Genomic DNA, 12,407 nt, shown 5'->3' on the forward strand with positions numbered 1-12,407 from the left:
CCAGATTCGCTGCTAATTGTCTCAGTTGACGCTTATGGGCAATGTCATTGATGCGGCGATAGTGTAGGTTTCCTTCGATGTTGTTTGTCCCCTTCTGCGATCGGGTATCACGATTGATAGCGGGGGGGGGCGGACTGTAGCGTGACGAGGCGGGAGCTCAACTCGATCTATTCAATTGGCTTCATCACGTGCGCTGCTTTTGTACGGCCTGCGCATGATGTTGTGGTCGAGGAGAGCTGATCCCAATTTCATGGAGGAAGTGCAGTGTTAGATATCGAACGAACGATGGATTCACGCATGCGGTCATGGTGCCGCAGCAGGACGTCAGATGCCATCCTGCACAGGGTGCTGATCCTCTTTACTGCTGGTAGCTGGATGTGCCTCAGCATCTAGTGCATTGGCTGAAACAACAATGCATCAGGCGATGTCTTGGTGTGAGTCCGCGCGCGCCCGTCTTTCAGAGCCAAGCTACTGCACTCCCGGCTTCGGAGTTATTAGGCAAGGTTATCCGCCAGAGTCGGGAATCTTCTTGCGCCCTGTAGGCCAGCCGTCACAATACTATGCCTCTTGGCGTTTTGGCTGCCTCGCCGGGGAACGGTGGAGCAGGCGTGCAGGGCGATGCGTTCAAAATGACGGCCCACCCGAGTATCCGCTTCCCGGTCTCGAGGATCCTGAAACTGGCGAGTACGGCTCACCGAAATGCGACAGCAATTGTCTCATTGCGGGAGGCAACGGAAGCAATCCCATTGACAGCGCCACCGGCAACAAGCGGCAGCATGAAGTCGACTTTGTTGGTGCGGGCGTCTTCCCGCTGAGCCTGGAGAGGACATACAACAGCGGTCGGGCGCTTGAAGGTGATCCTCTGCCGATGGGGGCGGGTTGGACGCATTCGTACTCAGCACGCCTTTATCCGGTGACGGATGGCAACTATGTGATGTATCGGATCATTGCGCGGCGCTCAAATGGAGCGCGGCAGAGCTTCACTCGCGTTGGCGATGAGTGGCTGAGCGATGCAGATGTTGCAGGTAGGATCAGTGTTTTCATGAGTGGAGGGGCACTCAGCTCATTCACCTATTCGCGCGGCGACGGCACTGTAGAAACCTATGATCGTGATGGTCTGCTCACATCGATCACCGATCTTGGCGGTCATCGACAGGTACTGTCCAATGCTTATGCGGATGGCATCAAGAGGCTGGAGAAGGTAACCGACCCCGAAGGGCGAAGTCTGGTCTTCACGTACAAGGATCGAATGGTCGCATCGGTTACGTTGCCAACCGGGCGTGCTATCCGATATGGCTACGCCGATGGGGATCTGGTCAGCGTTTCCTATCCGGAAGCGCCAGCCGGTGAGTCCGTCCGTCGCTACCACTACAACGAATTGGATCAGACGACTGGTGTTTCCCAGCCCCACACGTTGACGGGCATCACCGATGAAAGTGGTCAGCGCTACGCGAGCTGGGGTTACGATGGCTATCGGCGTGGTGTTTTGAGTGTCCACGGTGACTACGCGACGGGTACCATCGATAGAACCTTGCTAGCGTTCAATGACGATGGCACGACGACTGTCACCGACAGCTTGGGGAAGGTGCGCCACTATGGCTTCGATGTGAAGCATCGTGTCGCCCGGCTCGCGTCCCTCGATGAGCTGTGTCTGGGGTGCAGCAACACCGCCAGGGCCAAGACCTATGATGGGAATGGCATGGTGCAGTCATCGGTGGACTTTGCCGGTAACGAGACAACATTCAGTCACAACGCGCGCCTGCTCGAAGTCCAGCGTGTCGAAGCTGCCAACGATGCAACGGGTCTGCGGCGAATCGTGCAGACCGACTGGCATCCAAGTTTGAGGGTGCCGGTCGAGCGCCGCATTCTTGATGCGGCGAACGTATTGGTATCCAGGTCCACCTGGACCTATAACGCACGGGGGCAAGCGCTCGCTGCTACGCAGGTCGATCCGGCGACGGGCGAGGCGCGAACCACAACGAGCACCTACTGCGAAGCGGACGATGTGGCGGCAGGGCGGTGCCCATTGCTCGGTCTGCTTACCCAGGTCGACGGACCCCGATTGGATGTCACTGACACGACGTCCTATATCTACTATCCCAGCAGTGATGCAGGCTGCGCCACGGGCTCCGGCTCATGCCTCTACAGGAAAGGCGACCTCTGGAAGGTCATCAATGCAGCGGGTCACATCTCCGAGCTGCTCGCCTATGACGGGGCTGGAAGACCGACGTCTGTCAAAGACCCCAATGGCATCGTTACCGAGATTGCGTACCATCCACGTGGCCGGCCAACCATTGTCAGATTTGATTCGGCATCCGGCGCTGGCGCACGCACCACTCGCCTCGACTACTGGCCCACAGGCCTCGTCAAGCGGGTAACGCAGCCAGATGGATCCTCTGTTTCCTACTCCTACGACGTAGCCCACCGATTGACGGCGATTTCCGATAGCCAAGGAAACTCAATCACATTCGTCCTGGACAATGCAGGGAATCGAGTCGTGGAAGAGACGCGGGACGTCAATGGCGTGCTGAAGCGGGCGCTCAGCCGGATCTACAACCAGTTCGGGCAATTGACCACAGAGGCAGATTCCGGCGCCAACCCCACCGATTATTCCTACGACGCCAACGGTAACATCGCTTCCAGGACCGATGCTCTGGGTCGCAAGAGCCGGCAGCAATACGATCCATTGAATCGCCTTGTGCTGTCCCTTCAGGACGTTGGCGGTTTGGATGTGGAAGTCCGTACGCACTACAACGCCATGGACCAGGTGATCCGGGTAACTGATCCCAAGGGGCTGTCTACAACCTATTCCTACAACGCCTTTGGCGACCTGACTGGGCAAGTCAGCCCAGACAGCGGTGCCAGTCAGTACACGGTTGACTCTGGCGGCAACCGTCGGACGTTCACCGATGCCCGTGGCGTTACTGCTTCGTATCAGTACGATGCTCTGGATCGGGTGATTGGAATTGCCTACCCGGATGCCAGTCTTGACGTGAGCTACAGCTATGACCTGGCGCCAGAGTCGTGCCCTGCCGACGAGCGGTTTGCAAAGGGGAGGCTCGGCCAGGTGCAGCATGCTGGTGGCAGTACGCTGTATTGCTACGGTCGCCTTGGCCAGATCACCCGGAAGGTGCAGACCATCAATGGTCTGACACGGACAGTGCGATACTCCTATAGTCCATCCGGAAACCTTGTGACACTGGTGTACCCGGACGGGAGCATCGTCGACTACGTCCGGGATGGCTTTGATCGTGTGAATCAAATCGGCCTGACCCGGCCTGGTCAGGCCCGGCAGGTCGTGGTGAACGACGTAGCCTACGCCGCCTTCGGTCCGGTGATCGGCTGGACGTATGGCAATGGTCGGCGGCTGGATCGTCCTCTGGATCTCGACTATCGCGCACAGGCTGTGAATGATCCGACCCCCGGGGGGCTCTCCCAGAGCTACAGCTACGATCCCGTTGGCTCCATCGTTGCGCTGAAGAATGGCAGTGGCTCGCAGGTGATGGCCCGCTATGCCTATGATGCCCTGGGGCGCCTCACGCAGACTCAGGATGGGCTCACCGCAACGCCCATCGAAACCTATGCATACGATTCCACCGGCAATCGCACGTCGCTGAAGACCGCGGGTGGCCTCTCGCTCTACACCTATCCCGCGACGAGTCATCACCTGACGGCCGTGGATGGTGTGGGGCGCGATCATGATGCCTCCGGCAACACCGTCCGCATGGAAGGCAAGGAATACGAGTATAACGACGCCAATCGCATGGCAGCGGTGAAGCAAGACGGGAATGTGCTTGAGGGCTACGCGTACAATCACTTAGGGGAACGCATTCTTCGCGTTCCGTTCGGCGGTGATAAGCAGATCACGCTCTATGACGAAGCAGGGCAATGGCTGGGCGACCACTTTGAATCAGGGCGGTCGCAGCAGGCGATCTGGCTTGATGACTATCCAGTGGCATTGATCAGCTCAGCAGACGCTGGTTCTCCGGAGTTGGTCTACATCCAGCCCGATCACCTCGGAACGCCGCGCGTCGTGGTCGATCCTGTTCGAGACACTGCCATATGGGAATGGAGCAGCAGGAGCGAAGTATTCGGTAATCAGATGCCGAACCCGGATCCTGACGGTGACGGCGTTAAATTTGACCTTTCACTTCGTTTTCCGGGGCAGCAGGCGACGGAAGCGACCGGGTTGTTCTACAACTATCAACGTGAGTATGACCCAGCAGTGGGGCGCTACTCCCAAAGCGATCCGATTGGGCTCGCTGGGGGTATTTCAACATTCAGTTATGTAAGTGCTCGGCCTGTCCAGCGCGTTGACCCAAAGGGTCTTCGCGAGCTGCAGCGCTTGGCTGGACAGCTGGCCGATACAGGGCGGAGCTCGGAGATGGATGCCGCAGGCGTTGTGGCATCGAGTGCAACGGCAGCGCAGTTCATGGATCTCGGTGCGTGGCTCGATCCGACAAGCGGCAACGCGTCGCTGTTGGGGGCGCTGATGAATTCGGCGTGGTTGACCGATAAGGAACGAAGGGACCTCGAGTACCGTAAGTACAAAGAGTTGAATCAGCAGGGATATAAGCGGGATGAGGATCCATGCAAGAATCTTAGGAATAGAATCGAGTGCATGAAAAAGCTCGCATTAGCGAGGCATTCATGGGACATGCGATGGATGACGCCAAAGTACCCTGGGGGTCGCCACGCTGCGGTGAACGCAAGAGATTGGGCGGAGCTGAAGATCCTTGAAGAGAGACTTCGTAGGGAGTGTCCCGATGAGTGCAACTGATCCGGAACTGAAGAGGCTGCTTGCGAGGTTCGATGATTACCACGCCTTCGAAGGCTGCGAGTTGACGTGTCCTGAAAGCCATGGAATCGACGACGATACGCCACTGCATATAGCGGCGTTCAACAATGACGTGGAGCTGCTCAAGGAGCTGATGCCGTTCGTGACCAATATTGACGTGCTCGGAGATATTGGGCTGACGCCGATGGCGAACGCGGTGATTAATGAAGGTTTCGAGGCCGTTGTCTATCTTCTTTCCTGTGGTGCGGACCCCATGATCTTGGATGAGGTGGGCGATTCGGTGCTGGAGATAATGAAGAGGAGACCCATCTTCAATGAGCTGGTCGAGCAGATCGAGAGCGGGATGCCAGGGAGGGTTCAAGGTGGATGAGGTGTGGGTACTGGGGCGTGCTCGTCACTCCGCAGCTCAGGGTAGCCTGAGATGATCACGGAGTCAGGATGGCGCGCCATTGCACGTAGGTGCCATCGTGGTTCGTCGGCGGCACTTCCACCGGCGCGCCAGGTTGGGTCAGCTCGTTCATATCGACTGTTGATGCAGTGCGCCCAACCTACGCATCGAACTCCCGCTTGTTCTTGCGCCCTCGCGCAAGCAGATCGCCGACCGCCCTGGCATGAGGACGGGCATCGTTTTTCTCCACATTTTGCTTCAGCGCATCGCAATGGGTTCCTCGCAGCATGGCCTGGTGCGCATCCTCTGCGCGATCGCGCTCCTGGTTGATGCTGGGCAGGCGCTGAAAGCACGGCGGCAAATGCGAATGCAGTCATTGACAGCTCGGGTGTTCCGGCAGCGATGGGAATCCGACGCATGAGAGTGGTGGTGGCTTGAGGTCGCCGCCGCCCGTGGCGCATCGCTGCGCGTTCACCGCTCTTTGCAGGATGGAGGGGCATCAACTGCAGCTGCGTGAAATCTGAGGGGTTCGAATCCCACTTTTTCAGCCAAGAAGTTCAGAGGAGTCCCTGGAAACAGGGGCTTTTCTGTTTCTACAGCTCTTGCGGGCCAGCCATCCGGTCACGAGGGTCAGGTGAAAAAATAGACCGGTGCATTCCTCTGGCTGCAGGGAATTGCTTCATTCAAGGACGGTAATCGTTCCAGGTGCCCAAGCGCTGACGCTGGCGGCAGGAAATTTGAATGTGCCAGACACCCGCGCTAGGCTTCGGATGCCCAAGGAGGGCGACCAACGGAGTCATGGCATGAAGATTGGATTCAAGCTTTCTGTTGCTGTTGCGGCCTGTGCGTTGACCTTTGGAATCGGCAGCGCCACGGCGAAAGCCCCCGGCCCTTGTTCCGTCTGCGAGGTCCAATACATTGCATGCGAGGCGTCGGGTACAGACTTGAGCATCTGTACCCGGAACTATATGCAATGCTTGCGTCTGAATGGCTGCATTATCCCGTAATAAGACGCGGCGAGGACGTGTGGGGACCTTGCGATACCCTGCAGCCTCGCCACCATCCAGACAAAAGCCTCGGTCCTGCCGGGGCTTTTTCGTTTCCGGAAAGGCCATGGCGCGCATCATGCCGGGGGCGAAACCGAGACGGTGCCTGTGTGCCCTGATGCAGACAGGCATATGTGGAGGGAGCGGGATGCATTCATCCCCGACGCGCACCCTTCGGCTTGTTATGGCACAACGGGTAGCTCGAGCACGACCGGAACACTCCATGCGGTCCATTGCGGTCCACGAACACGCCCACCTTGCACACCGGGCAGCGCTCTTCATGGATGGCCACGCCCGACAGGCTTGTCACTTCCACCGTGCCGTCCCACACCAGCTCATCAAGGAAGGGCGAACGTTTCCCCTGCAGAGTGAACATGGCCACCGACCGCCGCGCACGGGTAAGTGCGACATAGAACAGGCGCCGCTCTTCACTCAATGGGTAGCTATCGCCATCCGGCATTGCCAGGGAAAGCACCGGGTCATCCGAGCGCAGGCTCGGGAAGCCACGATTGACCATGCCAGGCAGGATCACATAGTCCGCCTCGCATCCCTTCGATCGATGGACCGTGAGGAACTCTACGTCCATCGTGCTGCCGAAGGCTGCCTTCCAATCCGAAGGCATCGCGCTGCGATCGGCGCGGTAGCGCCCCAGGATGAAGACCGTCACGCGTCCATTGCGCCCTTGCGGCACCGCTCCGGACAACAACTGCTGATGCAGCTTGGCGAGGTACTGGCGAACGCCATCCTGCAGCTCCTCGCGTCGATTCATCTGGAACGCCTGCAGCACCGGGCCCATCGCCGGTGTAGTAGAACGAACCTCCTTGACGATCTGCGCGGGGTTGCGGCTGATGAAGTGGCTTGAAGCATCGCAGAGCGCCTGCGGGCAGCGGAATGTCTGCTCCAGCTTCAGCACCTGGCCCTGGCCCATCCATTCGCGGAATCCGGTCATCACTGAGACGTCGGCGCCGGCGAAGCGATTGATCGACTGCCAGTCATCGCCTACCGCAAACAGGTAGCGCCCTGGTTTGCTGACCAAGGCGCGGCAGAGCCGGGCGCGGGCACGCGAGGCATCCTGGAATTCGTCGGCCATCACCAGTTCGTAGGGCGATTCATAGCGGCCCTGCTCCAGCAGTCCGGCCGCCATGTTGAGCATGTCTTCGAAATCGATGCCGTGCTCGTCAGCCAGTGCGTTGTCCCAAGCCTGGAAAACAGGGCTGGCGATTTCCAGGAAGCGCCGATGCCGTTCCTTGAACTGATCTTCGGGCGTCTGCCGCAGGCGCTCGGCCATGTCATCCAGCGTCAGGCAATTGCTCTTTGCGTGGGCAATGAATGTGCGCATCAGCCCGATCAGGTCCGCGTCCGGCATCGGCTTTGCGCCCTGCTCGGGTAGCTCGCGGTCGGGGTTGGGGTCGAGTTCGACACCCGACCCGCCAAGCCTCTCCGCAAGATCCTGCAGGGCGTATCCACTGCGAAGACCAAACGAGGTGGTCTCGACAAGGGCGGTGCCGCGTGCCGCATGCTGCTGGCGCTTCCAGTGCATGCCCTCGGCGTAATGGGCGAAATGCGCCGGCGGCTGGCCATCGGCATCCAGCGCAAAGTGTTCGTGATACAGCCCGGCGTCCGGGTAATAGAAGTCGGGGCGATACTGGCGATGGGTGTCGGTGGCCGTATCGAATTCGTAGCGCCGCTCGTAGTCGTACGTCACGCCGTTGTAGAACAGCCAGTCAGCGATGACGCACTCTTCCAGGCTCTTCACCCGCTCACCCTGCAGGGCGCGGATGTAGGGCGTGCCATCGCGGTCGTAGCCGTCGGCCTCCATTTCCGCACCGAGTGGCGGCAAGTCGCGCCCGAACACCAGGCGGAACATGTCCCATTGGGTGCGGAAGTAGGTCGAGCGGTCCTTCAGGTCGTCCACCAGTTCGGCCAGCTTGTTGAAGCCCAATGTGGCGTCAGTGGTCCATTCCGGGATATCGGGCTTGCGCCCGGTGGCTTTGGCGATGATGGCCAGGCCCAGGGCGTGGAAGGTCCGCGCCTCAACCACGGTGTCGCCCATGCCGAGCCGATCGAAGGATCGCTGCGCGCGCTCCTCCAGCTCCTTGGCAGCGTCCTTGTTGAAGGCGAGCATCACGATGCGTTCGGGTTCGACAAAGCCCCGATCAATGGCATAAGCGGCCTTGGCGACCATGGTGGAGGTCTTGCCGGAACCGGCCGCGGCTACGACCTGCACCCGGTTGTCGAGGCAGATGACGGCGCGGGCCTGTTCTTCGGTCAGCGGCTTGCTCTCGACCCGGTCCAGGAAGTCCTTGGCCAACGCCAGCTCGCGCTGGGTCATGGCTTCATTGGCTTCGGCCCAGGCAGCGGACCAATCCAGGTTCCAGTCGCGCAGGGCGTCCAGCGCTGCACGATGGCTGTCCGCGCGCAGGTCTTCATGCACGTTTTCATCGCGGAACAGCTGCTCCAGCTCCGGCGGCTGCAGGGGCAGGGCGCAACGCTCAGCCAGCAGCGCCTGCTGCTGTTCGTGGGTGATCCAGCGGCGGCCGGCATTGCCTCGGTCAATGAGGGCGTCCGCGTCGTTCAGCCACGACTGGACCTGCTCCAGAATCGTGTCGAACAGGGCCTTGCGCCCTCGCGTGGTGCGCACAAAGAGCACGTGTTGCAGCTCAGCCGCAAGCCGGGACGCTTGTCCATTGGGGAGCCCGTCTACGCACAGCCCAGCAGCATCGCCGGTCTGCAGCTCGACCCGTGACCAGAAGATCCCTGGATGGATCTGCACCCGCTGATCATCATCCACGCGCAGCCGGTACTGCTGGCCGGAGACACTGAGTTCAACATGCTCGCCATCAAGCCGCAGCGACCAATGAGGCGAACGGGTCACGCGTCGGCCCCAGCCCGAGGGGCACCATTCCATAGACATCCAGATACTGCCTTGCAAGCGTCAATAGGGCGTATTGGGCCCCCAAGCCCACATGATAAGGGCCCTTGACGATGCGTGCGGCCTTGCCTGCAGGCACGGCGTCACTCGTAGGCGCGATCCTGCTTCGTGGGCGGTACTTCGACTACATCTCCGCGCCGGATCAGCTCATCCAGATCCACCGCCGAAGCGGCCAGGGCATCCTGTGCATCGAAATCCCACTTGTCCTTGTACTCGCGTGCCAGCAGATCGCAGACCGCCTTGGCACGCGGATAGGCATCGTCCTTGCCCTCGTTCTGCTTCAGCGCATCACGATGGATCTGGCACAGCGTGAGCTGGTGCGCATCCTCGGCGCGCTCGCGCTCCCAGGTGATGTCGGGCAGGCCCGAAAGCGCAGCGGCAAGTGCGAACGCGGTCATTGGCATGTCGGGTGTCCAGGCGGCGATGGGAACCCGAGCGTATGCGAGCGGCGTTGGCTTGAGGTCACCGCCGCCCGCGTCGTTTCACCGCGTGTTCACCATTCGCCGCAGCATGGGAGCTGCATCAACTGCAGTTGATCCAGACGATCCGCTCACGCATTCACATCCACCACAATCCGCCCGCGCACCTTGCCCGGAATGATCTGGTCGTAGACGTCCAGCACCCCGGCAAGCCCGATCAACTGTACGGTGCTTTCCAGCTTCTGCGGGTCCAGGTCGGTGGCAAGCCGGTCCCATGCACGCTGGCGGACGGCCTGCGGCGCATTCACCGAATCCACGCCGGCAAGCGTTACGTTGCGGAGAATGAAGGGCAGCACCGAGCCATGCAGCTCATCACTCTGCGCCAGCCCGCAGGCGGCCACCGCGCCGCGGTACTTCGTTTCGGCAATGGCGTTGACGAGGGTGGGGCCGCCTGCCACATCGATCACACCGGCCCAGCGTTCGGCGCTCACCGGCCGGTCGCGCGGTTCTGAAAGCTGCGCGCGGTCGATGATCTCGGCGGCACCCAGGCTGTGCAGGTACCCGGCGTGTTCCGGGCGTCCGGTGGCGGCCACCACGCGATAGCCCAGCTTTGAAAGGATCGCTACCGCAATCGAGCCGACGCCACCGTTGGCGCCGGTGACCAGCACATCGCCCTTGTCAGGCGTCACGCCGGCGTCTTCCAGTGCCAGCACGCACAGCATCGCGGTGTAGCCGGCGGTGCCGATGGCCATGGCGTCACGGGTGGTCAGGTTGTCGGGAATCCTGTTGAGCCATTCGCCACGCACGCGCGCACGCTGGGCGAGGCCGCCGTGGTGGCCCATGCTGAGATCCCAGCCGTTGAGCACAACGCGGTCACCGGGTTTGAAGTCGACGCTGCTGGAGTCCAGCACTACACCAGCCAGGTCGATGCCAGGAATCAATGGGAACGTCCGGATCACTGGGCGCGTGCCGGTGAGGGCCAGCGCGTCCTTGTAGTTCAGCGTGGAATACTCGACCTGCACCAGCACGTCGCCATCCATCAGGTTGGCCTCGTCGAAATCGACCAGCTCCGTGGAAACGCCGGCGTGGGTCTTGCGGGTCAGCAGTGCCTTGAAACTCATGGTGCGGTCTCACGTTCAGTGGATGAGCCCATGCTAGGCTCGCACCACTATCGCAACAAGAACGATGATTTTCCGTAGGTACTATGGTTTTCCGGAGTATGCATGCGTAGCAGGCGTTGGGACGGCAAGAGCGGTTGCGCGGTGGAAGTCACGCTGTCGGTCATGGGCGGCGTGTGGAAGCCGATCATTCTGTTTCACCTGATGACAGGCAAGCGACGCTTCATGGAGCTGACGCGGCGTGTGCCCAACGCCACACAGTCCATGCTGACCAGCCAGTTGCGGGAACTGGAGGCTGACGGCGTGGTGATCCGCCATGTCTATGCAGAGGTGCCACCGAAGGTGGAGTACGAGCTTTCCGAGTTCGGGCGCACGCTGGTTCCGGTGCTGCTGGCCATGCGCGAGTGGGGTGAAACCTATCGCGGTTTCCAGCGTTCTTCCTGAGTTGATTGCGGACTGGGCATCGAATCTGGCGCATGCCAATGCCAGCCCCCGGATGGGGGCCGGCACACGTCACGGCAACGCGTGACTTACGGGATGGTGCAGCCGCTGTTTCTCAGGCAACGGGCGAACGCCGGGTAACAGACGTTTTCGCCATTACCCGCCGCCAGGCATGCATCGTAGGCGGTGTAGCACGGGGTACAGCGGGACTGCGCGGAGGCACTGCCGATTCCCAGGGTCAGTGCAGCAGCCGCAATAGCAACAGACAGCTTGAATCCAATCTTCATGCTTCACTCCGTTGATAGCCCTCCTTGGGCACCTCGGAGGCTAACGCGGGAAGAGGGTGCATTCAACCCGCACCGCGCCCGGATCAGCATCCATCTTCAGTGCCTGGCCCTGAATCTACTTTGTTGGCGTATCTGCAGTCTGTGCGGCAACCATGGCCTGCTGCATCTCCTTCAGCGACAGATAGCCGTCACCATCGGTGTCCAGGCCCGCAAAGTACTTCGCGATCTCCGGCACCACGGTGGCTTCCTCCTTGCTGATCCTGCCGTCTTTGTTCTTGTCCATGGCAGTGAACGCGGCGTCGATCGAATCGGCCTGCTTGCTGAAGCGTCCCTGCTGGAACCTCGTGTACTCGGCCTTGTCGACGCGTCCGTCGTTGTTGGTATCCATCGCGGTGAACGTGGAATCGATGTAGGCCTGTTTCGGGTCGGCCGGTGCGGCCCCGGCAAGCAATGGGGCAGCGCACAGTGCAATCAACAGAGCAGTTCGGGTCATGGGGTGTTTGTCCTTGTTGAGGGTCAATCAGCGGCAGGGATAGGTGTAGCCGTCGGCGCCGCGATAGGTATCGTTGCGGCGGTCGTAGTTGCCATAGCGGTTCATGCAGTAGTCGGCGCGCTCGCGGACTTCCCGTTCGCGCTTGGCAGCAGCGGCAATCACGCCGGCCACCACTGCTGCACCAACCACGCCCATCACCACGCCGGCGGTCTTGGCGTCGTGCCGGCGCTCGCGTTCCCGCTCACGTTCGCGCCGCTCCCAGGCATCACGATCGCGATCACGGTAGTCCTGGTTCCACTGCGGGGCGTAGCGATCGCCTCGTTGCGCATGGGCGTCGCCGGAGTAAGGCAACAGCACAACCAGTTGTACGGTTGCTGCCAGCAGTAATGCGGTTCTTCCTGGTTTCAGAAACATCGTCCGGCTCCTGTGCAGACATTGTGGGTAGCTGCAGTAGACCGCGCAGACATTGCGCGAACCTGCCGTCA

The 12,407-nt window shown here is 60.7% G+C and carries 9 protein-coding genes; 3 read left to right on the forward strand and 6 right to left on the reverse strand.

Features of this window, described 5'->3' with window-relative positions:
- The first annotated feature begins 424 nt into the window (after positions 1-424).
- Together AC5P57_RS10525 and AC5P57_RS10530 are read left to right on the forward strand one after the other, a co-directional pair.
- The gene (locus AC5P57_RS10525) at positions 425-4,780 is read left to right on the forward strand and encodes an RHS repeat-associated core domain-containing protein (protein ID WP_495219577.1); all 4,356 of its coding nucleotides are present in this window, start codon (positions 425-427) and stop codon (positions 4,778-4,780) included.
- A complete protein-coding gene (locus tag AC5P57_RS10530; protein ID WP_099550971.1) occupies positions 4,767-5,168 on the forward strand; it encodes an ankyrin repeat domain-containing protein in 402 nt (133 codons plus the stop codon). The genes AC5P57_RS10525 and AC5P57_RS10530 overlap by 14 nt, the downstream gene beginning before the upstream one ends.
- A 1,218-nt stretch (positions 5,169-6,386) precedes the next feature.
- On the opposite strand, the gene AC5P57_RS10535 is transcribed toward AC5P57_RS10530, so the two are convergent.
- From AC5P57_RS10535 to acuI, 3 genes are all read right to left on the reverse strand, one after another.
- On the reverse strand, positions 6,387-9,140 hold the full coding sequence (locus AC5P57_RS10535; RefSeq protein ID WP_262235183.1) for a UvrD-helicase domain-containing protein: 2,754 nt from the start codon (positions 9,138-9,140) through the stop codon (positions 6,387-6,389).
- A gap of 107 nt (positions 9,141-9,247) precedes the next feature.
- Entirely contained in the window at positions 9,248-9,568 is a 321-nt protein-coding gene (locus tag AC5P57_RS10540) for a hypothetical protein (RefSeq protein ID WP_142806279.1), read from the reverse strand.
- 146 nt (positions 9,569-9,714) lie between these two features.
- Positions 9,715-10,704, reverse strand: coding sequence for an acrylyl-CoA reductase (NADPH) (gene acuI, locus AC5P57_RS10545; RefSeq protein ID WP_262234905.1), 990 nt, complete (start codon positions 10,702-10,704; stop codon positions 9,715-9,717).
- 102 nt (positions 10,705-10,806) lie between these two features.
- Between acuI and AC5P57_RS10550 the strand changes: the two genes are divergently transcribed.
- A complete protein-coding gene (locus tag AC5P57_RS10550; RefSeq protein WP_099550975.1) occupies positions 10,807-11,145 on the forward strand; it encodes a winged helix-turn-helix transcriptional regulator in 339 nt (112 codons plus the stop codon).
- Between the two features lie 86 nt (positions 11,146-11,231).
- Here AC5P57_RS10550 and AC5P57_RS10555 read toward each other — a convergent pair whose 3' ends face one another.
- From AC5P57_RS10555 to AC5P57_RS10565, 3 genes are all read right to left on the reverse strand, one after another.
- Positions 11,232-11,429 carry a hypothetical protein gene (locus AC5P57_RS10555; RefSeq protein ID WP_080355030.1) on the reverse strand — a complete coding sequence of 66 codons (198 nt, stop codon included), beginning with the start codon at positions 11,427-11,429 and terminating at the stop codon, positions 11,232-11,234.
- A 115-nt stretch (positions 11,430-11,544) separates the two neighbouring features.
- Complete coding sequence (locus tag AC5P57_RS10560; protein WP_099550976.1) at positions 11,545-11,922, reverse strand: EF-hand domain-containing protein; 378 nt, start codon at positions 11,920-11,922, stop codon at positions 11,545-11,547.
- Between the two features lie 27 nt (positions 11,923-11,949).
- Complete coding sequence (locus tag AC5P57_RS10565; RefSeq protein ID WP_262234906.1) at positions 11,950-12,336, reverse strand: hypothetical protein; 387 nt, start codon at positions 12,334-12,336, stop codon at positions 11,950-11,952.
- Between the last annotated feature and the right edge of the window lie 71 nt (positions 12,337-12,407).

The sequence above is a fragment of the Stenotrophomonas sp. YJH_SMC_79 genome (assembly GCF_059367995.1).

Excerpts from the sequence above, each read along its gene's own strand:
- AC5P57_RS10565 (WP_262234906.1), bottom strand. The coding sequence starts at position 12,336 with ATGTTTCTGAAACCAGGAAGAACCGCATTACTGCTGGCAGCAACCGTA.
- AC5P57_RS10535 (WP_262235183.1), bottom strand. The coding sequence starts at position 9,140 with ATGGAATGGTGCCCCTCGGGCTGGGGCCGACGCGTGACCCGTTCGCCT.
- AC5P57_RS10525 (WP_495219577.1), top strand. The coding sequence starts at position 425 with ATGTCTTGGTGTGAGTCCGCGCGCGCCCGTCTTTCAGAGCCAAGCTAC.
- AC5P57_RS10550 (WP_099550975.1), top strand. The coding sequence starts at position 10,807 with ATGCGTAGCAGGCGTTGGGACGGCAAGAGCGGTTGCGCGGTGGAAGTC.
- AC5P57_RS10530 (WP_099550971.1), top strand. The coding sequence starts at position 4,767 with ATGAGTGCAACTGATCCGGAACTGAAGAGGCTGCTTGCGAGGTTCGAT.
- AC5P57_RS10555 (WP_080355030.1), bottom strand. The coding sequence starts at position 11,429 with ATGAAGATTGGATTCAAGCTGTCTGTTGCTATTGCGGCTGCTGCACTG.
- AC5P57_RS10560 (WP_099550976.1), bottom strand. The coding sequence starts at position 11,922 with ATGACCCGAACTGCTCTGTTGATTGCACTGTGCGCTGCCCCATTGCTT.
- acuI (WP_262234905.1), bottom strand. The coding sequence starts at position 10,704 with ATGAGTTTCAAGGCACTGCTGACCCGCAAGACCCACGCCGGCGTTTCC.
- AC5P57_RS10540 (WP_142806279.1), bottom strand. The coding sequence starts at position 9,568 with ATGCCAATGACCGCGTTCGCACTTGCCGCTGCGCTTTCGGGCCTGCCC.